This is a genomic window from Nocardioides sp. JS614, assembly GCF_000015265.1.
In the GTDB taxonomy this organism is placed as follows: domain Bacteria; phylum Actinomycetota; class Actinomycetes; order Propionibacteriales; family Nocardioidaceae; genus Nocardioides.
In genome coordinates, this window is the sequence record NC_008699.1 from 4,923,358 (window position 1) to 4,944,522 (window position 21,165).

At 69.5% G+C, this 21,165-nt stretch carries 20 protein-coding genes and 3 pseudogenes; 13 read left to right on the forward strand and 10 right to left on the reverse strand.

The genetic code is table 11. The annotated features are described in order from the left end of the window. Positions 1 to 2 precede the first annotated feature (2 nt). The 4 genes from NOCA_RS24975 to NOCA_RS24990 all read left to right on the forward strand — a co-directional run bounded on the left by NOCA_RS24975 (position 3) and on the right by NOCA_RS24990 (position 2,366). Positions 3 to 935, forward strand: coding sequence for a patatin-like phospholipase family protein (locus NOCA_RS24975; protein ID WP_011758068.1), 933 nt, complete (start codon positions 3 to 5; stop codon positions 933 to 935). A gap of 44 nt (positions 936 to 979) precedes the next feature. After that, on the forward strand, positions 980 to 1,330 hold the full coding sequence (locus NOCA_RS24980; protein ID WP_140403849.1) for a DUF488 domain-containing protein: 351 nt from the start codon (positions 980 to 982) through the stop codon (positions 1,328 to 1,330). A gap of 61 nt (positions 1,331 to 1,391) precedes the next feature. After that, positions 1,392 to 1,841, forward strand: a complete 450-nt coding sequence (locus NOCA_RS24985; RefSeq protein WP_011758070.1) for a lecithin retinol acyltransferase family protein — start codon at positions 1,392 to 1,394, stop codon at positions 1,839 to 1,841. 45 nt (positions 1,842 to 1,886) lie between these two features. Continuing rightward, complete coding sequence (locus tag NOCA_RS24990; protein ID WP_049774504.1) at positions 1,887 to 2,366, forward strand: GtrA family protein; 480 nt, start codon at positions 1,887 to 1,889, stop codon at positions 2,364 to 2,366. A gap of 310 nt (positions 2,367 to 2,676) precedes the next feature. On the opposite strand, the gene NOCA_RS27285 is transcribed toward NOCA_RS24990, so the two are convergent. Next, entirely contained in the window at positions 2,677 to 3,696 is a 1,020-nt protein-coding gene (locus NOCA_RS27285) for a hypothetical protein (RefSeq protein ID WP_011758072.1), read from the reverse strand. A 175-nt stretch (positions 3,697 to 3,871) separates the two neighbouring features. Between NOCA_RS27285 and NOCA_RS25000 the strand changes: the two genes are divergently transcribed. From NOCA_RS25000 to NOCA_RS25015, 4 genes and pseudogenes are all read left to right on the forward strand, one after another. After that, the gene (locus NOCA_RS25000; protein WP_140403848.1) at positions 3,872 to 4,144 is read left to right on the forward strand and encodes a hypothetical protein; all 273 of its coding nucleotides are present in this window, start codon (positions 3,872 to 3,874) and stop codon (positions 4,142 to 4,144) included. A 61-nt stretch (positions 4,145 to 4,205) separates the two neighbouring features. After that, positions 4,206 to 5,591, forward strand: a pseudogene (locus NOCA_RS25005) (transposase); the annotation flags it as partial. Positions 5,592 to 5,811: 220 nt separating this feature from the next. Further along, positions 5,812 to 6,894 (forward strand): annotated as a pseudogene (locus NOCA_RS25010) (IS110 family transposase); the annotation flags it as partial. Positions 6,895 to 7,077: 183 nt separating this feature from the next. Further along, positions 7,078 to 7,314, forward strand: a pseudogene (locus tag NOCA_RS25015) (transposase); the annotation flags it as partial. 737 nt (positions 7,315 to 8,051) lie between these two features. Here NOCA_RS25015 and NOCA_RS27290 read toward each other — a convergent pair. The 3 genes from NOCA_RS27290 to NOCA_RS25025 all read right to left on the reverse strand — a co-directional run bounded on the left by NOCA_RS27290 (position 8,052) and on the right by NOCA_RS25025 (position 10,081). Further along, positions 8,052 to 8,402 (reverse strand): hypothetical protein, encoded by a 351-nt coding sequence (locus NOCA_RS27290; protein WP_011758076.1) that lies wholly within the window; start codon positions 8,400 to 8,402, stop codon positions 8,052 to 8,054. 318 nt (positions 8,403 to 8,720) lie between these two features. After that, the gene (locus tag NOCA_RS25020; RefSeq protein ID WP_011758077.1) at positions 8,721 to 9,350 is read right to left on the reverse strand and encodes an NUDIX domain-containing protein; all 630 of its coding nucleotides are present in this window, start codon (positions 9,348 to 9,350) and stop codon (positions 8,721 to 8,723) included. Then, positions 9,347 to 10,081 carry a hypothetical protein gene (locus NOCA_RS25025; protein ID WP_011758078.1) on the reverse strand — a complete coding sequence of 245 codons (735 nt, stop codon included), beginning with the start codon at positions 10,079 to 10,081 and terminating at the stop codon, positions 9,347 to 9,349. The genes NOCA_RS25020 and NOCA_RS25025 overlap by 4 nt, the downstream gene beginning before the upstream one ends. Before the next feature lie 31 nt (positions 10,082 to 10,112). On the opposite strand from NOCA_RS25025, the gene NOCA_RS27720 reads away from it, so the two are divergent. Beyond that, positions 10,113 to 10,685 (forward strand): hypothetical protein, encoded by a 573-nt coding sequence (locus NOCA_RS27720; RefSeq protein ID WP_158305701.1) that lies wholly within the window; start codon positions 10,113 to 10,115, stop codon positions 10,683 to 10,685. Positions 10,686 to 11,522: 837 nt separating this feature from the next. Here NOCA_RS27720 and dnaB read toward each other — a convergent pair. Next, on the reverse strand, positions 11,523 to 13,868 hold the full coding sequence (gene dnaB, locus NOCA_RS25035) for a replicative DNA helicase (protein ID WP_140403859.1): 2,346 nt from the start codon (positions 13,866 to 13,868) through the stop codon (positions 11,523 to 11,525). Positions 13,869 to 14,493: 625 nt separating this feature from the next. Here dnaB and NOCA_RS25040 point away from each other — a divergent pair. From NOCA_RS25040 to NOCA_RS25050, 3 genes are all read left to right on the forward strand, one after another. Further along, positions 14,494 to 15,873 (forward strand): MATE family efflux transporter, encoded by a 1,380-nt coding sequence (locus NOCA_RS25040; RefSeq protein WP_011758081.1) that lies wholly within the window; start codon positions 14,494 to 14,496, stop codon positions 15,871 to 15,873. 42 nt (positions 15,874 to 15,915) lie between these two features. Beyond that, positions 15,916 to 16,455, forward strand: a complete 540-nt coding sequence (locus tag NOCA_RS25045) for a hypothetical protein (RefSeq protein WP_011758082.1) — start codon at positions 15,916 to 15,918, stop codon at positions 16,453 to 16,455. Between the two features lie 76 nt (positions 16,456 to 16,531). After that, entirely contained in the window at positions 16,532 to 17,734 is a 1,203-nt protein-coding gene (locus NOCA_RS25050; RefSeq protein ID WP_011758083.1) for a hypothetical protein, read from the forward strand. Between the two features lie 136 nt (positions 17,735 to 17,870). On the opposite strand, the gene rplI is transcribed toward NOCA_RS25050, so the two are convergent. The 4 genes from rplI to rpsF all read right to left on the reverse strand — a co-directional run bounded on the left by rplI (position 17,871) and on the right by rpsF (position 19,630). After that, the gene (gene rplI, locus NOCA_RS25055; RefSeq protein ID WP_011758084.1) at positions 17,871 to 18,317 is read right to left on the reverse strand and encodes a 50S ribosomal protein L9; all 447 of its coding nucleotides are present in this window, start codon (positions 18,315 to 18,317) and stop codon (positions 17,871 to 17,873) included. 14 nt (positions 18,318 to 18,331) lie between these two features. Beyond that, positions 18,332 to 18,568: a 30S ribosomal protein S18 gene (gene rpsR / locus NOCA_RS25060; protein ID WP_011758085.1), complete on the reverse strand. Its 237-nt coding sequence runs from the start codon at positions 18,566 to 18,568 to the stop codon at positions 18,332 to 18,334. An 80-nt stretch (positions 18,569 to 18,648) separates the two neighbouring features. Then, entirely contained in the window at positions 18,649 to 19,215 is a 567-nt protein-coding gene (locus NOCA_RS25065; RefSeq protein WP_011758086.1) for a single-stranded DNA-binding protein, read from the reverse strand. 124 nt (positions 19,216 to 19,339) lie between these two features. Beyond that, positions 19,340 to 19,630, reverse strand: coding sequence for a 30S ribosomal protein S6 (gene rpsF / locus NOCA_RS25070; protein ID WP_011758087.1), 291 nt, complete (start codon positions 19,628 to 19,630; stop codon positions 19,340 to 19,342). A 361-nt stretch (positions 19,631 to 19,991) separates the two neighbouring features. Here rpsF and NOCA_RS25075 point away from each other — a divergent pair, with 361 nt between their 5' ends. Continuing rightward, positions 19,992 to 20,915 carry a serine/threonine-protein kinase gene (locus tag NOCA_RS25075; protein WP_011758088.1) on the forward strand — a complete coding sequence of 308 codons (924 nt, stop codon included), beginning with the start codon at positions 19,992 to 19,994 and terminating at the stop codon, positions 20,913 to 20,915. On the opposite strand, the gene NOCA_RS28550 is transcribed toward NOCA_RS25075, so the two are convergent. Further along, complete coding sequence (locus NOCA_RS28550) at positions 20,897 to 21,019, reverse strand: hypothetical protein (protein ID WP_274378267.1); 123 nt, start codon at positions 21,017 to 21,019, stop codon at positions 20,897 to 20,899. The genes NOCA_RS25075 and NOCA_RS28550 overlap by 19 nt on opposite strands. Between the last annotated feature and the right edge of the window lie 146 nt (positions 21,020 to 21,165).

Below are 21,165 nucleotides of genomic sequence, written 5' to 3' on the forward strand. Positions count from 1 at the left end.
CGATGACCACCGCGTTCGTCCTCTCCGGCGGCGGCAGCCTGGGCGCCGTCCAGGTCGGGATGCTGCAGGCCCTGAACGCTCGCGGGATCGAGCCGGACCTCCTGGTCGGCACGTCCGCCGGCGCGATGAACGCCGCCTGGCTGGCGGTGCACGGGACCTCCGCGGACTCGTTGGCCGAGCTGGAAGGGGTCTGGACCCGACTGCGGCGCGGCGACGTGTTCCCGCTCGCGGTCCGCACCGCGGTGCGCGGCCTCCTCGGGCGCGCCCCGGCGGTGACCTCCCCCGACCGGTTGCGCACCCTGGTCGCCGGCCACGCCGGCGCGGTCCGCCTCGAGGACGCGCTGGTGCCCACCCACCTGGTCACCGCCGACCTGATCACCGGGCAGAACGTCACCCTCTCCGCGGGCCCGCTGGTCGACGCGGTGCTCGCCAGCTCCTCGATCCCGGGTGTCTTCCCGCCGGTCACCTGGTCCGACCCCGACCTCGGCGACCGGTACCTCGTCGACGGAGGCGTGGCCCACCGGACCGGGCTCGCCGAGGCAGTCGACCTGGGCGCCACGCTGGTCTACGTGCTCCCGGCCGGGAGCGCGTGCGCGCTGCCCGCGCCCCCCTCGTCCGCCCTCGGCACGGCCCTGCACGCGCTGACCCTGCTGATCGAGCAGCGGCAGGCCCGCGACGTCGCCGCCCTGACCGGGGCGGTGACCCTCAAGGTGCTGCCACCGCTGTGCCCACTGCGCATCTCGGCCGCCGACTTCACCCATGGCGCCGAGCTCGTCCGGCGGGCCCGTCACGCCTCACTGCGCTGGATCGACAGCGGGGACATCGACCTGCCGGCACCCGAGCGGTTCCTCGCCGCCCACCGGCATGCGGGCCTCGCCGACCAGCCCTGCCCGCACCCGGCCGAGCAGCCGGCGGGCGGCCCGCGCGCCGCCTGACCCGCGGCGCCGGGTGGTGCCGACCTCCGGCGTAGCCTCGAGGTGTGGCACGAGGGTCGGTGCGGATCAAGCGGGTCTACGAGGACCCGGCGAAGGCCGACGGTCACCGGATCCTCGTCGACCGGATCTGGCCGCGCGGCCTGACCAAGGCGGACGCGGCGGTCGACGAGTGGCTCAAGGACGTCGGGCCGTCGACCGAGCTGCGGCGCTGGTTCGGGCACGACCCCGCGCGCTTCGGCGAGTTCGCCCGACGCTACCGTGCCGAGCTCGACGGGTCGGACGCGTTCGCCCGGCTGCGTGCCGTCCGCGACGAGCACCGGGTCGTCACGTTGGTCTACAGCGCCCGGGACACCGAGCACAACCAGGCGGTCGTGCTGCGCGACCTGCTGGGCTGACGACCCTGGGTAGGCTGTCCAGTGGGCCGGCCGGGCCGGTGGCTGAGACGAGGTGACGGTGGTGGCGCGCGGGGATCACGTCTACGTGTGCCGAGGGCGCCGCTACACCCACCACGGGATCGACTGCGGCGACGGGTCGGTGATCCACTACGCCGGCCCGCGGGGCAGCGTCCGCCGGGTCACCCGGAGTCCGATCGACTCGTTCGCGGCCGGATCGCCGGTGCTGGTCCGGGCCTACGAGCAGCGGCTGAGCCCCGAGGAGACGGTCCGGCAGGCCGAGTCGCGGCTGGGATCGATGGGATACCACCTGGTCCGGAACAACTGCGAGCACTTCGCCGCCTGGTGCTGCACGGGCCGGGCAGTCAGCAGCCAGGTGCGCCGGTGGCTGCTCGCGTCCCAGGGCACGCTCGCCTCGCTGCTGGCGGCACAGTCCTTCGGCGCGCACCTCGCGGTCGTCGGCACCCTCGGCGCCGGGCTGTACGCCATGTCCGGGCCGCTGCGCCGGCGGTGACGCACCGAGCCGAGGCGGACCGGGGCCGTGGGTAGCCTCGGGGGCGTGCTCACCTCCCACCACCCGCGCGTCAGGGGCCTGCTGACCGAGGTCGTGCGCTTCCTCGCGGTGGGTGGGGTCGCGACCGTTGTCTCGGTCCTCGGCTTCAACGCCCTCGTGCACGGCATCGGCTGGACCGACAGCGCGCCGATGCGCCACCAGCCGATCGCGGCGTACGTCCTGGCCAACGCCGTCGCCGGCGCGGTGGCGTACGCCGGCATGCGGCTGTGGGCGTTCCGCCATCGCGAGGTCGAGGACCCGGTCCAGGGCGTCCTGCGGTTCTTCGGCCTCGGCGCGGTGACGATGGCGATCCCGGTGCTGTGCCTGGCGACCAGCAGGTACCTGCTGGGCCTCTCCGACGTGTGGGCGGACAACCTCTCGGCGAACGTGATCGGTCTCGGCCTGAGCACCGCCGCCCGCTTCTGGGTGTTCCGGCGCTGGGTCTTCCTCGAGGCCGGCGCCGCGGCCGAACCCGGCGGCGCCTGACCCGCCCGGGGGATCAGCCGCCCCCACCCGGTCCGGATTAGCGGCTCCCGGGATCGGGTACGGCGAAGCTCGTGCGAACCGATACCAGCCGGCGGCGAGCCAGGTGGGTGCTGCCGGCGGCGGCACATGCCCCCCTCGGCCGTGCTGTTCCGAGGCGACCCGGGCCGGGTGGAGGTCGTGACGAAGAAGCTGCGGCAGCGGTCGGGTGCGAATCTCGGGTACAGATGTAACGAAACAACGCAGGGCGGGTGCCCTCCGGCGTCACCCGTGTTTCAAGTGTGCGCGGGCACCTTGGCGGCTGACTTCCTCACTACGGAGTCGCCATCTTCAGCCGCTTCTCGATCGCACCGCGTACGGTCGTAGGCGCGTCGGCCTCGAAGCCGTCCTTCTTCATGGCCAAGCGATGAAGCATCGCTCCCTCCTCTGCGAAGTTCTCCGCGGTACCATCTGAATTTCGCCCAACCTCGAACACGTCGATGAGTCCGAAGCGCTCCAGCCACCGGTGCGCTTCGAAGGCATCGGGGCCGATGCCGTAATGCTGAAGGCGAACTCGCGCGGGTATGGCTACATGCGCCGGGTCGATGCTGCCAACTCCAGATGCCGTCATCAGCAGGACCGCAATCTCAGAGTCCTCCAGGACGTGGACCCAACCGCGAGTCACGAACTCCACGGGCAGGGAGAAGACCGACTCAGAGCGCTTGGGAACGGTGTACGGAAGCGGTTCCTCAGGAGGCTTGCGTGACGTGGTCTCGTCGAGCAGTTCGAACTCTTCGTACTTGCCCTTGGCCCGCGTCTTGCGCGGAAGCCTGACGAGGCCGGACGCTTCGAGGAGGTCAAGGGAGGAGGTGACCTGTCGCAACCTCTTGTCCTGTGCGCTCATGACAACTCGCCCGGACCCGGCCCATTGCGCGCTGGATGCCAGCAGGTCTGTCCAGCCGACCTTGTTGTCGTAATCGGGTCGAAGGGGTCGACGGTTGGATGGCGTGGCACCGGCCCGGGTTCGGATCTGCCCCTCGGCCAACGCCAAGATGTGAAAGCGAAGGGCAGCGCCACGAGGCGTGAGCAGTCGCGTGGCCGGTGGGCGTTCATCTCTTGGTGGTGCCGCGCGATCCGATGCTGTCGACGCGGCCGTGCTGCGGTAGGCGTACCCGGTCCGGAACTGGATGCGATCCACACGCTTCCGCGCAGCGTCGACCATGTCGACGTATTTGGACACCGAGGTTGCGACGGAGTCCTGGGCTTGTTCGAGACGCGTGCGTCGTCGCTCCAGCGAATCGCGCTCGCGCTGATTCGGCGGGCCCGACACGTCGAACCCGAGAAACTTGGGCATGAGTTCCACCTCATTGAACCGAACGTATTGACCCGTCTGACGGCCACGATCGTGTCTTCGACAGTCTTGCAAGGCTGACGGGTTAAGGCGTTGGTCCAAGCGTACTACTGCGCCGCAATGCGGTGTGCTCACATTGGTTCCACAGCCAAAAGGTCTCATGAGGAAGGAGGTCGAGATGACCGCACCGCGGCCCGCCGCGTCACCCGCCGCGTCACCCGCTCCGAGCGTCCGCTCGACCTCCGCGGGCCTGGTTGACTTGCGTGCCTTCGTGATCCTTATGTTCAGCCTGTTCGCCGGCTTCCTGGCTGCACTCCCAGCGGGCCTGGCGGCGAGCGAGCACTCTTCAAAGAGTCCGTTGACCGTGGGTCTCCTCGCTGGTGGCGCGGCATTCATAGCGGTAGGTCTGAGCACTGCGGCCACGCTCAACAGCCTGATCGACACGCCCTAGGAGACTGCTGAACAATGGTGCGCCTCCCCGCGGTGGGTCGTGCCCCTGAAATCCTGTGTTCATGCAGGGTGAGTCGGGTCGGCAGCGGGAGTTGGTGGATGTGGAGTCGGTGGCCGGGCACCTGCTCGAGCCGGGCAGCGTGTTCGCGTTGCTGGCCGCGCACCGTGGCCGGTTGTTCCCGGGCGAGTTGTTCGCCGATTTGTTTCCCTCGGGTCGGGGCCGGCCCTCGATCCCGGGCGAGGTGATCGCCTCGGTGATCGTGCTGCAGTCGCTGTACGGACACTCCGATCGCGAAGCGGTCGACGCGCTCACTTTCGACCTGCGCTGGAAGGCAGCGTGCGGGTACGCGATCGACGCGAAGGGCTTCGACCCCTCCACGCTGACCTACTGGCGGCGCCGCCTGGCGGCCAGCGACCGGCCGCAGCGGATCTTCGAGGTCGTCCGCGACGTCATCGCCGAAACCGGCGCTGTCAACGGCAAGACGCGTCGCGCGCTGGACTCCACGATCCTCGACGACGCGGTCGCCCGCCAAGACACCATCACCCAGCTGATCGCCCAGATCCGTCGGGTCGGCCGCGAGGTGGGTGGCGCCAAGGACCTGATCACCACAGAGTGCACCCGGCTGGCCGCGTTGACCGGACATGGATACGACCAGCCGGGCAAGCCACGCATCGCGTGGGATGACCAGGCCGCCCGCGAGGAGCTTGTGTCCGCGTTGGTCGGTGACGCGCTCGCGCTGCTCGCGGCCCTCGACATCGACGCGATCACCAAGGTCGGCGGCAAGCCCGCCGAAGCGATCGCGCTGCTGGCCTTGGTCGCCGGCCAAGACGTCGAGCCGGCCGAGGACTCCGACGGCACCGACGGACACTGGCGCATCGCCCCCAAGACCGCTCCGGATCGGGTGATCTCGACCGTCGATCCCGACAACCGTCACGCCCACAAGACCCGCGAACGCCGCCAGGACGGGTTCAAGGCCCACCTCGTGGTCGAACCCGACACCGGCCTGACCACCGAGTGCGAGCTGACCAAGACCAACGGACCTGAGAACTCCGACGCCGCGGTCGGTGCCGGACTCGTGACCACCGACCCCACCATCGACGCCGAGGACGACATCGAGGTCCTCGGCGACTCTGCCTACGCCAGCGGCGACATGCTGGACACTCTGGCCGGCAAGCAGTGGACGCCGCTGCTCAAGCCCTGGCCGATCAAGCCGGCCGTCGAGGGCGGCTTCACCATCGACGACTTCATCCCCGACGCTGCTGCGGGCACGCTGACCTGCCCGGCCGGGATCACCCGCAACGTGACCTCAAAGCGGACGGTCACCTTCGGCGCCGCCTGCCGCGGCTGCCCCTTCGCCGAGCGATGCACCACCTCAGCACGCGGCCGCAAGGTGACCCTTCACGAGCACGACCAGCTCACTGGACTACCTTCCTCGCGTCGGCAGGCACGGATGGCCTGCTGATGCACCCCTGGTCCCCACCGGACCACCGCCACGGCGGCTCGACCTTCGATGAGGTCCTGCATGAGTTCTGCGGGGTCCGGTGGCCCAGGACCCCCAGACCGGCTACAGGGCTGTGCGCCAGCGAGCGCCGATCAGTGAGCGACCGGCTGCGGGGTCCCGGGACCACCGGGTGGCTCCCCACTGCTGCAACAGCGAGGACCCGAGTATGAGTGTCACCCCGATCCAGCCGGCCACGCGAGTTTGCGCGGGCCTCGACTGGGCCAAGGACGACCACGTCGCGTGCATCGTCGACGCCGACGGCGAGGTCCTGGACCGGTTCAGTGTGGCCCACACCGCGGCCGGACTGCGGCGCCTGGTCATCCGGCTGCTCAAGGCCGGCGTGGACGAGGTCGGCATCGAACGCCCCGACGGGCCGGTCGTCGACGCCCTGCTGGCCGCCGAGCTCACCGTGCTGGTCATCGCGCCGGCCCAGGTCAAGAACCTGCGCTCGCGCTACGGCTCGGCGGGCAACAAGGACGACCGGTTCGACGCCTACGTGCTGGCCGACGTGGTCCGCACCGACCGACGTCGCCTCACCCCACTGACCCGCTCGACCCCAGCCGCGCAGGCGATGCGTTCCTCCGTGCGTGCCCGTCGGGATCTGGTCGAGCACCGTGTCGCAGCTGCGAACCCGCTCCGCGCCCACCTGCAGGTCGTGTTCCCCGGCATCGTGGACCTGTTCGCCGCCCTGGACTCGGCGGTCAGCCTGAGTTTCCTCGAGCGATTCCCCACCCAGGCCAAGGCCGACTGGCTCACCGTCGACCGGCTCGCAGCCTGGCTCGCCAAGGTCGCCTACTCCGGCCGCACCGACCCCGCCGTGCTGCACGCCCGGCTCCTGGCCGCGCCCCGCGGCACCACCGGCCCCGAAGCCGGGTTCCACGCCGCCACCACGCTGGCGTTCGTCGCACTCCTTCGGACCCTGAACACCCAGATCGCCGCGCAGGCCGACTCGATTGCCGAGCAGCTCGACATCCACCCCGACGCGCACATCGTGAAGTCGCTGCCCCGATCCGGGACCGTGCGCGCTGCTCGCCTGCTCGCCGAGATCGGCGACGCCCGCGGCAGGTTCCCCACCGCGGACTCGCTGGCCTGCCTGGCCGGCGTCGCGCCCTCGACCCGCCAGTCCGGCAAGGTCAAAGCGGTCACCTTCCGCTGGGGAGCCGATAAGGAACTCCGCGACGCCCTGTGCGACTTCGCCGCCGACTCCCGACACGACAACGCCTGGGCCGCCGACCTCTACAACCGCGCCCGGGCCCGCCACCAGACCACCCCCACGCCGTGCGGATCCTGGCCCGCGCCTGGGTCGACGTCATCTGGCGCTGCTGGCAAGACCACGTCGCCTACGACCCCGACCAACACCGAGCGCTCCAACGCACCCTCAACCAACACACCACGAACGCCGCCTGACACAGCGGACGTTGACACAGGGCAACTCATGCGGGCGCACCGCAAGCGGGCCGCCGACGAGGGCTTCCAGGTGACCTACCGCCAGCATCGGCCGATGGTCGAACGCTCCATCGCCTGGCTCACCCGCGGTGCCAGACGCGTCCCCTACCGAGGTGTGGAGAAGAACAACAACTGGCTCCACCACCGCGTCGCCGGCCTCAACCTGCGTCGACTCCTCGCACTGGGCCTCACCATCGAGGACGGGGCCTGGGTCCTGGCCTGAACAGCCACCGTGCGGCCTTGCCTGCCACCCGCAAGCCGCGCACCATGGGCGCAGGCGGGCGGAACGACCCCGTTGTCGCACCCAGAGTGCTGACCTGAAATGCCGCTCGACGGCCCATTGGTGGTGTTCCGCCCGCCGCCCACGCCACCACCACCCTCGAGATGACGCCTTCTTCAGCAGTCTCCTAGGACGCGACCCCAACCGGGCTTGCGCCGTAGCGGCCATCGAGCCATCGCCGGAGCCGTGCCGAGTTGTCCGGTCGCCATCGCCGACGCTGGGAAGTCGGCAGCCGTCCTCAATACCGCCTTCCGGCACCACAACGAGGTGTTGGCGCGCTTTGGACAGGCGGGGATTGCTGATCCCATCCTCAAGGTGGAGGGATGGGCACACGACCTCATCCCAGGACCTGCTCGGCATACCTGGAGTCCAACCAACCCGCCCCTGACGGACGGGTCCCGCGCCTCCGCAAGGCCAGGCAGGTCCATGTTGAGCCCTCGATGATGCGACCGATGTCTTGATGGCTGTTGGTGAGACTCGTTCAGGTCATCGCCGAGGTGACTGACTGCCCGGGGTGGCGAAGATGTCCTTGCACAGCGTTAGCGTCTTCCCAGGTGGCCGCAACTGGACCACCCTGAGTCCAGATTTGACGTCACGTCCAGAAGCGACCGGGGCCTCGATGCTATTCACACGCCGGATCAATCGCGTCTCCCAGAGACCCGTGAAGGGTCGTGCGGGGCTCAAGCCGAAGAGCGGGTGCTCTCGCTCGGCTCTTCGGTCTCGGCAGACCCGTTGGCAAGAGCGCGACACAGGTGCACGAGCCGGTTCCAGGTCTCTCGATCAGGTTCGCCCGGTAGGTCGTAGTACAAGGCGCTCCGCCGTCCGGTTCGAGGCAGCGCCAAAATGACTCCAGCCTCGTGCAACTTCAGCAGAACTGCCCGGACCAGGTTGTGGGCAACGCCCAACTTTGCAGCGAGCGCTTGGGCATGGGTTGGCGCGAGGTCGTTCAGTTGCAGAACCACCTCGACAACCTTCTCGTTGCCGAAGATTGCCGCTGATGCGCGGCGAGCCTCGGACAGTGCCTCGCTCATCGTGTCTAGCGTACTTCGTGTAGCGCATCGCTATACCGCCCACGCGGTTCGGACTAGCCAAGGTGGGGGATGGAATATGAAGAGCCGACTCCGTAGGCTGAAGTACCGAAGCCGTACGAAAGTTGAGGCCGTCAACGTGACGATGACCGGTGCTGGTCAGGATCAGTGGGTAGCGCTGAAGGACGGCAAGGTGCTTGCGGTCGGCGCCACGACCGCTGACCTCATTCGAGGGGTCCGACAACTCGGTGAGTCCGGACGAGGAGCGACTATCGAGCACCGCGGAGGACGTTCCATGCATCCGAGCGGATCTTCGCGCGACTAGCCAGACCCAAGCAGGGCTCCACTTCTGACCAGGATCGCTGACCAAGGATCAAGGCTCGGTAGCAAGCGGCGTAGTTGGCGACCTGGCCACATCCGTGTGGAGAAGGCGGAGTCCACGGCGAACTCCTCGAACGCCGTGACGTCCACATCCATCGAACGTCCCAGCGTGGCCCGGTACACGAACGCCACGTGCCGCGACGCGTCGAGTCCGCGCGGGTCAACGACCATTCCGACTGATTCGAGCGCTCCTGGATCGAGTTGGAGGCTTAGTTCCTCCCGCAGTTCGCGCAACAACGTAGTCCGTAGGAGCGTCTCGAAGTTCACCTCGGGCGGGAGATCCGCGCCAGCAGGTGGTTCAACATGACCCCCGATAACCAACGACAACCGCGATCTGAGTGACTTGCGCGCTTCATCCACCCGTTGAAGCAAGAGATAGTTGCCTGCCGAGTCGCACAGCACAGCGGCGGGGATGGCCTGTACTGCATTCGTCGATCGCTCTGCGGCGGTCCGTGCCTCCCACCAGCAGTCGTCTCCGATCGCGCCGAGGTCCATCTCTCCGAGAGCCGGCGTGAACGGCTCGAACCCGGTTATCAGGCGGCGAGAGAAGACCAGCACCTTCCCAGTCATGGCATCTGCGCCTCCATCAGGCCCAGCATGACCTCGACGACAAGCCTGGCTGAGTTCTCAAGCGATGCTTCGGTCGTGCTCGTATCGAGGCCCAGGAAGAACGGGAACAGGTGCTTATGCTGGTCTTGCACACTGTCGTAGACCACGTTCAGTTCCGCGAGTGACTCGGGGTTCATCGCTCGCCCCGTCTTCTCTACCAACTTGTTCTCGTTCTCGCGCTGCATGGCATCAGCGGGGTCGGCCTGCATCAGGACCACGATGTCGATAGACGCACGCCAGTTTTCCAGCATGATGAACTCAACAACAACATCCGCGGTTGCCCGGTCTACTTCGCCGGTCTTGGCTAACCACTCGAACCAGGCAACAGTGTCAAACAACCCACGATCGAGGATGCCGATGTCGAACCGCTCGGGTTGATGGACGATCTCGATCACCTGCCGAATGGCGTAACTGGCGTTCCACGCGTTGTACGCGGTGAGATCGCTCTTGAAGTGACTCGGCGTCCGGCGGGAAGCCCCCTCGCTTGGTGTCGCTACCTTGAAGCCAGTGCGATGGAAGAAGTGGCGGACGGCTTCGATGCACGTCGACTTGCCGCTCTTCGGCGTGCCTGCAAACTCGATGAGGATCGGTCGCGGCTGATCGTTCAGTCCACGAGCGGGCGAGTTGCCGTCTTCCCGGAGCCAGCGCAGCACCTCCTGCGCACGCTTCACAAGATCGCTATGGTCCTGCATTCTCGCTCCCAGCGGTCATCGTTTCGACAGCATGTATGCGCCGAGCAACGTCGACAGGATAGAGGTGCACATGAGTGCTACAGCGCTTGTAGTGGAGTTACTGGTTGTCGGTAGCGGCGCCTCTCTGTGGCTAACGCTGCTTGCCCTGACCGTCTTCGACTACACCTGGCTACCAGCGACCTTCTCGGTTGACCCGATTCTGGCGATCATCGCCCTACCTTTCCTGTACGTCCTGGGGATACTCATGGACCGATTGGCGGACGCAGCGTTCTCGAAGTGGGCGAAGCGTCTTCGCGATACGGCCTTCCCGACGAAGACCGAATTTCAGGCCGCTAGGGTCAAGGCGGCCCAGAAGGAAGCCGTTTGGGCCATGTTCGAATACGGCCGAACCCGGATGCGCATCGCGCGGGGCTGGGCCGTAAACGCCGCTCTCCTGACCATCGCCGGGAACGTCTTCATCTGGACGAGGCTCCCAACCGACGTTCCACGAACCCAGATCACCGCCTTTGGCTCCGTTTGTGCCATCGCAGTGCTCCTCGGATGTTGCCTGTCGTGGAAGGACCTGATCGAGTCCGAAACCCTCGCCCTGAAAGGGCAGACGTAGCACCATCCAAGGTCTCCGGGAAGCGAAACCCGCCCTCCCTCAGACCGCCAGACGGACTTCTGGAGCCAGTCGGTCTGCGAGGACCCGACGTTGTACGACGCCCAGGTGCCACTCATCTGCGTGACGAGGAGCGAGTCGTTGTCGTCGATCACGGCCTTGAGACGGTCGCGCACCTGGACAGCCGTCAGGTCCGTGCTGGCGATCCACAGCGATTCCAGGGCGTGGCACCAGCCGCCAAGACTCTTGGTCGCGGCGTACAGATCGTCGTAGTTGTGTCCAGGCTTGGACAGGTCATAACTCACGGTGTGAAGCATCTGACGTCTTCCTCACCTGTTCGGCAATTGATTCTGGTTGGGTGAGGGCCATACAGTTCGGGGTGTTCACCGGGTTACGTATGGGCCCTCCTGAGGCCGAGCATTGGCGTGCTCGGCCCCAGATGCTCCTAAGCGTTCCGATTGGTCTCCTCCTCTCCGTCGGCTCGGTTCGCCGGAACAAGATCTTCGTCGACCTGCGCACGTGGCGTGGTGTCATCGGGGAGCGGTTCGTTCGGCTTCAACCCGAGGATCACGGTCGTGGGGTCCGACTCGCTGTCCCCGTTGTTGCGCGCCAGCGTGATGCGAGTGCGCGCGTACCAGCGCTGCGCGGCGTCTCGTCGGCGGCGGCGCCACCCCGCGTCTGTACGGCGAGCGATTGCGAAGCCCAGCGTCGTCGGTTGCTTGGGTTCCGGTAGCGCGCTACCGGTCGGGCCGCCGCGTTTGCGGCACGTCGGGGCCTCAATGACGAGTGACCTGAAACGAAACGGGCCTTGTCTCATCTGTATCCGAGATTCGCATCCGGTCAGTGGGCCATGTCGACGAAGCGGGAGTAGTGGCCCTGGAAGGCCACGGTGATGTCGCGGGTCGGGCCGTTGCGGTGCTTGGCCACGATCAGGTCGGCCTCGCCGGGGCGGGTCGACTCCTTCTCGTAGACGTCGTCGCGGTGCAAGAGGATGACCATGTCCGCATCTTGTTCCAAAGACCCAGACTCGCGTAAGTCACTCATCATAGGTCTCTTATCGCCGCGCTGCTCCGGGCCACGGTTGAGCTGGGAGAGCGCGATGATCGGGACCTCGAGCTCCTTGGCCAGCAGCTTGATCTGCCGGGAGAACTCCGAGACCTCCAGCTGGCGGGACTCCACCTTGCGCCCCGACGTCATCAGCTGCATGTAGTCGATGACGACCAACCGCAGGTCGTGGCGCTGCTTGAGCCGTCGCGCCTTCGCGCGGATCTCCATCATCGTCATGTTCGGCGAGTCGTCGATGAACATCGGCGCCGAGGACACCTCGCCCATCTTGCGGGCCAGCTTGGCCCAGTCGTCGTCATTCATGTTGCCGTTGCGGATGTGGTTGAGCGGCACCTTCGCCTCGGCCGAGAGCAGCCGCATGGTGATCTCCGAGCGGGTCATCTCCAGGCTGAAGAACACGCTCGTGAGGTTGTTGTGGATCGACGCCGCACGGCACAGGTCGAGCGCGAGCGTCGAGTTGTGCGTCGGAATCATCGACTCGCCGGCGAGGTAGAGGTGCTCGGTGTTGTCCACCTCGACGCACCGGACCGGGACGCTCTCGATCGGACGCACGGCGGTGATGTAGCGGCGTGCGATCCGCGCCCTGGTCACCGGCCGCTCTTCCTTGTGGAGGAGGTGCTTGCGCTCCAGCCGGAAGACGTCGTCGACGGTCGAGAAGTTGAGGATGTGGCAGGTCGAGGTCTCCGGGGATCGGCCCTGCACCCGCCGTGTCGTGCGTCCACACTTGTAGCCGAGACTGACGACCAGCTCGTAGACGTCGTCGGCGAGGCGCTTGTTGGTCACGGCGAACTGGCACGAGCCGACGCCCCTCACGACGGTGCCATCGGTGTCCATCAGCCCGGCCAGGAGGTCGCGGCGCTGCCCCTCGGACGCGCGCAGGTAGTCAGCGGGGATGTGCTTGTCGTTCAGCACGCCGATGGTCCGCAGCACACCCTGAACGCTGCCGCGCGGATCTCCGTCGGGGAACTTGAGGCTGTAGAGCATCGCTCCTTGGTGGTCGACCCTCAGTCCACACGCCTCGAGGTACATCGGGATCTCCGGCGTCTCGCATGTGATCCGTGCGGAGGCACTGTGACCGTCGCCGAGCCACGCGCCGAGCACGTACGGCGGAATCGGTAGGTCGACGTCGCTGCCCGACAACGGATCCGCCGTCAGCACGGCATGGTTCGCACGTTGATCCGCACCGACTCGAAGCGTGCCCGCGATCGCCTCGGTGGTGACCACGGACGCGACGATGTTCTGGTTTCGGGCGCGGTTGTACTGCTTGTCCGCCGCCCACCTCGACTTCCGTGCAGCACGGCTCTCGGTGAGCCACTGGTGCTGGGCGTCGGCGACGATCCGCGAGCCGTCGGAGAACTCGACCTCGTAGCAAGGGCGACCGGTCAGCACCTCCGTGGCCGCCACGACGGTGGTCGGCCTGCCGTGGGCGTCGTACAGCTGGTCGCCGACCTGGACGTCGCCCATCGTCGTCCAGCCGGAGGGGGTGGGCAGCGCGGTGTCCAGGGCGAGCGCCTTGCCCATGGCGGGGCGCGCCGCGACGATGATCATCTGTCCGGAGTGCAGGCCGTTGGTCAGGTCGTCGAGGTCGGCGAAGCCGGTCGGGACGCCGTACAGGCCGGCCTCGCGGTTGCCGATCGCCTCGATCTCGTCGAGGACGCCGTCCATGATGTCGCTCAGCGGCGCGTAGTCCTCCGCGGCGCGGCGGTCGGTGATCTTGTAGACCTCCGCCTGCGCGGTGTCGACGATGTCGTCGACCTGGCCCTCGCCGGCGTAGCCGATCTGGACGATCTTGGTGCCGGCGTCGACCAGGCGGCGCAGGATCGCCTTCTCGCGGACGATCTCGGCGTAGTAGCCGGCGTTGGCGGCGATCGGCACGTTCGCGGACAGCGTGTGGAGGTACGGCGCGCCGCCGATCCGCTGGAGCTCGCCGCGGCGCTGCAGCTCGGCCGCGACGGTGACCATGTCGACCGGCTCGCCGCGCCCGTAGAGGTCGATGATCGCGTCGTGGATGGTCTCGTGCGAGGGCCGGTAGAAGTCGACCCCGCGCAGCACCTCCGCGACGTCGGCGATGGCGTCCTTGGAGATCAGCATCGAGCCGAGCACCGACTGCTCGGCGGCCATGTCCTGCGGGGGCGTCCGGTCGCCCGGCGACGTGGGCCGTTCGCCCGGGGCGTACGCCGCCGGACCATCGCCCCAGTCGTCGATCGGCGGCTCCGGCAGCCCTCGCGGGCCCTGCTCGGTGACGCTCAACGTGCCCCTCCTGATCGCACCCGTCCGACCCCTGCTGACGACGCCGACGCTACGAGCAGCCACCGACAACGCCGTTGCGACCTGGCGGTGTTCGGTGCGGGAGACGACCCGACGACCTTGGGAACGTACGCGCCCCGGGCCACTCCGCGACAGTGGCCTATCCACAGGCTCGGGGGACGCTTGGGGATAACCCCCCGATGAGGCGTGGACGACACGCGGTGAGGTGTGCACAGCTTGGGGAGCGCGCTGTGGACGGAAGGCGTCGGTAGGGTCCGGACACGCCTCTGACCTGCGCAGACAGTTGCCCACAGGTGTGCATGGGAAAATTCTCGAGACATATTTCTCGTTCACCGGGTGGCCACCGGCCGGCGACCCGGGGCGGTTTGTCGACATAGCGCCCGGAGCAGGTTATCCAGAGGTCATCCACAGGTGTTGATAACTAGTCCGGTTGGGAGAGCGATGGCCTGGTGGCCCTTACCATGACTAGGCCGGCGCCATGACCGGTTCCCTTTGCTCGCGGCGGCGCGTCCGAGACCGCGGCCGGGACCGCGGCCCGGCCCGGGAGCGGGACCGGGAGATCCTGCGGCTCGCGGTCCCGGCGTTCCTCGCGCTCGTCTCCGAGCCGCTGTTCCTGCTCGCCGACGCGGCCATCGTGGGCCACCTCGGCACCGCGCCGCTGGCCGGTCTCGGCATCGCGGCCGCCGTGCTGCAGACCGCGATCGGCCTGTGCGTCTTCCTCGCCTACGGCACCACGGCCGGGGTGGCGCGGCGTCTGGGCGCCGGGGACCTGCGGGGCGCGCTCACCCAGGGCGTCGACGGCCTGTGGCTGGCCGTCGGGATCGGCGCGGTCGTCACCGTCCTCGGGGTGCTGCTCGCCGACCCGCTCGTCCACCTGTTCGGCGCCTCGGAGTCGGTCACCGAGCCCGCGGCGACGTACCTGCGGATCGCGTTCCTCGGCACCACCCCCCTGCTGCTGATGCTCGCCGCCACCGGCGTGCTCCGGGGCCTGCAGGACACCCGCACCCCGCTCGTGGTCGCGGTCGGCGGCAACGTCCTCAATGTGGTGCTCAACCTGCTGCTCGTCTACCCCGCCGGGATGGGCATCGCCGGCTCGGCGCTCGGCTCGGTGATCGCCCAGGTGGCGAGCGCGGCCGCCTTCCTCGTCGTGGTCGCCCGGGCCGCCCGCGCCCAGGGCGCCTCGCTGCGTCCCGACCTGCCCGGGATCCGCGCGGCGGGGCGTGCCGGCGTCCCGCTCGTCGTGCGCACCCTCACGCTGCGCGCTGCGCTGCTGCTCACGACGTACGTCGTGACCCTGGCCGCGACCGGCGCCCGGGAGCAGGAGGTGGACCTGGCCACCCACCAGCTGGCGATGACCCTCTGGACGTTCCTGGCGTTCGTGCTCGACGCCATCGCCATCGCCGCGCAGGCGCTCACCGGCCGGGCCCTCGGCGCGGGGGACGTGGCCGCGGTGCGCGAGACCACCGCCCGGATGGTCCGCTGGGGCGCGCTCAGCGGGGTGGCCACCGGGCTGCTGCTCGCGGCCGCGAGCCCGGTACTCGGCGCCCTGTTCACCGGCGACGGTGAGGTGCGCGACCTGCTGGTGCCCGTCCTCCTGGTCGCCGCGCTCGGTCAGCCGGTCGCCGGCGTGGTGTTCGTCCTCGACGGGGTGCTCATCGGCGCCGGGGACGGCGTCTACCTGGCCCGCGCCGGGCTCGTCACCCTGGTCGTCTACGCGCCGGTCGCCCTGCTGCTCGCGGCCGCCTCGGCCGGGCTGGTCGCCGTCTGGGTCTGCTTCGCCGCGGTGTTCATGGGCGCCCGGCTGGTGGTGCTCGGGCACCGCGCCCGCGGCGACGCCTGGCTGGTCACCGGGCGCTGACCGGACCACCCGCCGACCGGCCCCGACCGTAGGGTGTGCGGCGTGAAGCCGCTCCAGTCGATCGCCATGGGCCTGGTGATCATCGCGATCGCGGCGCGGATCGGCGGCGGGTACGACGTCCTGCCCGATCCGGTCGGCTGGCTGCTGGTGCTCCAGGGCCTGGGCCAGCTGCCCGCGAGCCTCCCGCACCGCCCGGCGCTGAGCACCCTCGGCTTCCTCGCCCTGCTGATGAGCATCGTGCTCTGGTTCCCCGACCTCGCCGACGGCCTCGAGCGCACCGACGAGTCGCTGCTCTGGGCGGCGAACCTGCCGCAGCTCGGCTTCGTCGCCGTGCTCTGCCGGGCGCTCGCCCAGGCCGCGGTCACCGAGCCCGGGCGGGCGCGCTGGCTGCGCACCGCCGCCGCGCTGACGATCGCAGCCGCGCTCGCGCCCACCGTGGTCCTCGGCGCCCAGCAGGCCGGGCTGCTGGCCGCGATGGCCGCCGGCGCGTCCGTGGTCCTGCTGCTGGTGATCGTGCTGCTGTTCCGCTACTCCTTCCGACCGTGGGCGCTGCCCGAGGTGGACCAGACCGCTCCGACGTGAGGCGTGTCTCCTCGTAGCCCGCGGGTGCCGCGGGCGTTGGGTGGGACGGGAGCACCGAGCACGTACGGAGGGATCCATGCGCCACCTCTCGACGCGACGCGTCGCCGCCGCCTTCGCGGCCGTCCTCGCCGCGGCCACGCTGCCGCTCGTCGCGCCACCCGCGCAGGCGGACGCCGCCGACCCGTGCACCAGCGAGGTCCAGCCCACCGACCCCGTCTTCGGCCTGCCGACCGGCGCTGCGTGCGACGACACCGTCCCGCCCGCAACCACGCTCGGCGCAGCCACGCCGGCCGTGACCCGCGGCTGGGTCGCGTCGACCGCGGTGACGATCGCCTTCACCGGCGCGCACACCGATGCGGGCCCGGGTGGCGACACGGACCCGATCGACTACCAGTGCCAGTTCTTCAACAGCGCGATCGCACCGACGCGGTGGGACGCGTGCACCTCGCCGGTGAGCTACGACAAGCTCGAGGAGCGCTCGGCCACGCCGTACACCTTCCGGGTGCGCGCGGTCGACCGACCCGACAACGCCCACGACATCACCACCGACCCGTTCTTCGCTGCGCCGGCCGACCTGCCCGACGTCGACCAGACGCCGGCCGAGCTGGTCTTCCGCGCCGATGCGACCGCGCCCAGCACGTTCGGGTTCCTGCGCACGAACTACTACGACCAGGACCGCCAGGACGCACCGATGGTGACCACGCCCAAGGTGCAGATCCGGCTGCAGAGCAACGAGGGTGGGCCCGACGAGGTGCCGACGTACCGGTGCCGCCTCGACGACCGGACGGTCGCCTGCACCGACGGGCTCACCACGCTGCGCCGGCTCGCTGCGGGGATGCACCGCTTCACGGCCGCGTCGGTGGACCCGGCCGGCAACGTCGACCCGACGCCGTTCGCCCAGCAGTTCTTCGTGCCGCGCAACCTCACCACCGACGACGCCACCCCGTCCTCGAGCGGTGACTGGCGCCGGGTGCGCAGCGCGGGCGCGTTCGCGGGCGACTACCTCCAGGCCACGGCGTACGGCGCGACGCTCAGCCTGCCGGTCCGCAACATCCGGGCGATCCGGCTGCTGGCGCCCGCCGGCCCCAAGCTCGGCAAGGTCGACATCCGGGTCGGCCAGGGGGCGTGGACGCGGGTCGACCTCGCCTCGCAGGACGCCCAGCGGCTGAAGATCTACCAGGTCCGCGACGAGCTCTCCGGCCTGCTGGCCGGGCCGCTGCAGATCCGGGTCGCCTCGCGCGACCGGCTGGTGCGCGTCGACGCCGTGATGGCCCGCTGACCCTCGCCGGCGATCGGACACCCGGACACGACAGGGCCCGCACCCCCGGGGGAGGTGCGGGCCCTGTCGGTGGAACTTGCCGCTGCGCTGGTTCAGCCTTGGTTCAGCGCTGCTGTGGCGACCGATCGGCGACCGGTCAGGCCGGGATCACGTTGAGGGCCACCACGGCGGACACCTCGTCGTGCAGCTTGACCGACACCTCGTGGGCGCCGAGCGACTTGATCGGGTTGGTGACCACGATCGTGCGCTTGTCGACCTGCTCGCCCGAGGCGTCGGCGAGGGCGCCGGCGATCTCGGTGACCGTGACGGCGCCGAACAGGCGACCGCCGGCACCGGCGCGCACCTTGACGGCGACCGGCTGGGCCTCGAGCTTGGTCTTGATCTGCTCCGCGTGGTCGTGGTCACGCACCGCGCGCGAGGCGCGGGCGGCCTTGATCGAGTCGACCGTCTTCTCGCCGCCGCGGGTCCAGCGCATGGCCAGGCCACGGGGCACGAGGTAGTTGCGGCCGTAGCCGTCCTTCACCTCGACGACGTCGCCGGGGGCACCGAGGCCGGTGACCTCCTGGGTCAGGATGAGCTTCATGTTCTCGGCTCCTCTCAGCGACCGGTGGAGGTGTAGGGCAGCAGGGCGACCTCGCGGGCGTTCTTGACCGCGATGGCCACGTCGCGCTGGTGCTGGACGCAGTTGCCGGTCACCCGACGGGCGCGGATCTTGCCGCGGTCGGAGATGAACTTGCGGAGCAGGGCGGTGTCCTTGTAGTCGACACCGGTCGCCTTCTCCTTGCAGAACTGGCAAACCTTCTTCTTGGGCTTGCGAATCACTGCCTTGGCCATTGTGGTGCTTCCTTTCTAGAAGCCCGGCCCAGAGTGGGTACTGCGCCGGAATGGTTGAGGGTGTTCGGTTGGGTTGGTGATCAGAACGGCGGCTCGTCCGAGCCGACCCCGGGAGCGCCCCACGGGTCGTTGGCCGGGGCGGACTGGCCGCCCCCGCCGGCGTACCCGCCGCCCTGGGACTGCCCGCCCTGCTGAGGCGCAGGCGTGGCCCACGGGTCGTCCCCGCTCGGGGCCTGACCGCCGCCACCGCCACCGCCGGAGTAGCCGCCCCCACCGCCCTGACGGGTGGTGCGGGTGACCTTGGCGGTGGCGTACTTCAGCGACGGGCCGACCTCCTCGACCTCGATCTCGAAGACGGTGCGCTTCTCGCCCTCGCGGGTCTCGTAGGTGCGGGACTTCAGGCGGCCCTGCACGACGACACGCATGCCGCGCTGCAGGGACTCGGCGACGTTCTCCGCGGCCTGGCGCCAGACCGAGCAGGAGAGGAACAGCGCGTCGCCGTCCTTCCACTCGTTGGTCTGGCGGTCGAAGGTGCGCGGCGTCGACGCGATCCGGAAGTTGGCCACGGCCGCCCCCGAGGGGGTGAAGCGCAGCTCCGGGTCGTCGACGAGGTTGCCGACCACCGTGATGACGGTCTCGCCTGCCATGCGGTTCTCCCTAGCGTTCGGTTCTGATCAGAGTCGGTCCGCGGTCGGCCGACCACGTGGGCCCATCGTGGCGGCAGCCGCCGACAGGGGGAAGTGGTCGTCCACAGGACGCCGTCTCGAGCCCTCAGTGGGCGTCGGGACGCATGACCTTCGTGCGGATGATCGACTCGTTGAGGGTGAGCTGCCGGTCGAACTCCTTGACCGTGGCGGGCTCGGCGTTCAGCTTGATGACGGCGTAGATGCCCTCGGCGTTCTTCTTGACCTCGTAGGCCAGGCGACGCCGGCCCCACACGTCGACGGACTCGACGGTGCCGCCATCCTTCCGGATGACGTTCAGGTACTTGTCGAGCGACGGCTCGACGGTTCGCTCTTCGAGGCTGGGGTCGAGGATGACCATCACTTCATAGGCACGCACAGCGGTCTCCACCTCCTCTGGACTCATGCGGCCACGGACTCTCCGTGGCAGGAGGGCTTTGCGTTGGTGTTGCTCTGTTGCTCGTCTCGGCGCCGCTCCCGTCGGTGGGTGCGCACAGAGAACGCCCCAGGCTAGCAGCGGTCGGCCCGCTCGCCCCAACCGGCGACGGCTCGCCTGGGCAGGCCGGCTCCCCGGGGGTGACGGTTTCCCCGGTTCACCGGGGAAACCGGAACTGTTGGGCCGAAACTTCGGGCCAGAAGTGGCAACTTCCCCGGGTACCCGGGGAAACCGACGGCCAGCGGGAGGCAGCCCCTGGGGACGGTAGGTCTGAGAATGCGCCGGGGCGGGTAGGAGCACGCCGATGCCCCGTGCGACGACGCCTCCGCTCGCCGGCCCACTGGCCGGCCGCTACCTGCTGCTCGACCAGGTCGGGGCCGGCGGCATGGGCTCGGTGTGGCGAGCCCGAGACCTGCGCACCGGCGAGGTCGTGGCCGCCAAGGTGCTCGGCGCCCACGACAGCACCGCGCTGCTGCGGTTCGTGCGCGAGCTGTCGGTGCGGATCAGCCACCCGCACGTGGTCGCGCCCACCGGGTGGGCGGCCGAGGACCACCAGGTCGTGTTCACGATGGACCTGGTCCGCGGGGGCTCGCTGGAGACGCTGCTGGCCGAGCACGGCCCGCTGCCCGCGTCGTACGTCGCGCTCCTGCTGGACCAGACCCTCCAGGCGCTGGCCGCCGTGCACGCGGCCGGGGTCGTGCACCGCGACGTCAAGCCGGCCAACCTGCTGCTCGAGCCGACCGGGTCCGGCCGTCCGTTCGTGCGGCTCGGCGACTTCGGTGTGGCGGTCCCGCTCGAGGACGTCCGGCTCACCCGCGCGCCGGGCGCGGTCGGCACCGACGGCTACATGGCCCCGGAGCAGGCCGCGGGCGCGGCGCCCGACCCTCGCCAGGACGTGTACGCCGCCGGCGTGGTCGCCGCGGAGCTGCTCACCGGTCGGCCCGCCGGCCGCGGGGCGCCGGCGCAGCTGCTCGGTGCGCTCGGACCGCTGGTCGACGCGATGACCGACCCCGACCCGGACCTGCGGCCACCGACCGCGGCGGCGGCGCTGGAGCGGCTGCGGCGGATCGCGGTGCCGCCCGACCGGCCGTGGCCGCACGTGCCCGACCGGCTGGCCGACCCGCCCGCGTCCTTCGCCCCGGCCGGCCGCTCGACCGACGTCGCGATCGCCTGCTTCGCCGCCGTGATCGGGCTGTGCGCGGTGGCGGTCTACCTGCTCCTGTCCTGACGCCAGCGCCGACGACCCTCCTGGCGGGCCCGCCACAGCGAGGCCAGGCCCACGACCAGCAGCACCGCCGCGATCGCGAGCAGCACCAGGGGTGCGGTGGTCACGAGGACGGCGTACCCCCGCCGACCCGGTGCAGCCGGCCGTCGGCGGCGACCTCACGCACGGGGGCCAGGAACAGCAGCACGGCGCCACCCTACTCGGCAGTCCCGAGCGTCCCTGGGCCCGCGCTCTCCCGGGCACTCCTCGCCGC

Bases quoted from the DNA above. Each gene is read 5' to 3' on its own strand.
- NOCA_RS24975 (WP_011758068.1), top strand. From the start codon at position 3: ATGACCACCGCGTTCGTCCTCTCCGGCGGCGGCAGCCTGGGCGCCGTC.
- NOCA_RS27285 (WP_011758072.1), bottom strand. From the start codon at position 3,696: ATGCCCAAGTTTCTCGGGTTCGACGTGTCGGGCCCGCCGAATCAGCGC.
- NOCA_RS25000 (WP_140403848.1), top strand. From the start codon at position 3,872: ATGACCGCACCGCGGCCCGCCGCGTCACCCGCCGCGTCACCCGCTCCG.
- NOCA_RS27290 (WP_011758076.1), bottom strand. From the start codon at position 8,402: ATGAGCGAGGCACTGTCCGAGGCTCGCCGCGCATCAGCGGCAATCTTC.
- NOCA_RS25020 (WP_011758077.1), bottom strand. From the start codon at position 9,350: ATGACTGGGAAGGTGCTGGTCTTCTCTCGCCGCCTGATAACCGGGTTC.
- NOCA_RS25025 (WP_011758078.1), bottom strand. From the start codon at position 10,081: ATGCAGGACCATAGCGATCTTGTGAAGCGTGCGCAGGAGGTGCTGCGC.
- NOCA_RS27720 (WP_158305701.1), top strand. From the start codon at position 10,113: ATGTATGCGCCGAGCAACGTCGACAGGATAGAGGTGCACATGAGTGCT.
- dnaB (WP_140403859.1), bottom strand. From the start codon at position 13,868: ATGGCCGCCGAGCAGTCGGTGCTCGGCTCGATGCTGATCTCCAAGGAC.
- NOCA_RS25040 (WP_011758081.1), top strand. From the start codon at position 14,494: ATGACCGGTTCCCTTTGCTCGCGGCGGCGCGTCCGAGACCGCGGCCGG.
- NOCA_RS25050 (WP_011758083.1), top strand. From the start codon at position 16,532: ATGCGCCACCTCTCGACGCGACGCGTCGCCGCCGCCTTCGCGGCCGTC.
- rplI (WP_011758084.1), bottom strand. From the start codon at position 18,317: ATGAAGCTCATCCTGACCCAGGAGGTCACCGGCCTCGGTGCCCCCGGC.
- rpsR (WP_011758085.1), bottom strand. From the start codon at position 18,568: ATGGCCAAGGCAGTGATTCGCAAGCCCAAGAAGAAGGTTTGCCAGTTC.
- NOCA_RS25065 (WP_011758086.1), bottom strand. From the start codon at position 19,215: ATGGCAGGCGAGACCGTCATCACGGTGGTCGGCAACCTCGTCGACGAC.
- NOCA_RS25075 (WP_011758088.1), top strand. From the start codon at position 19,992: ATGCCCCGTGCGACGACGCCTCCGCTCGCCGGCCCACTGGCCGGCCGC.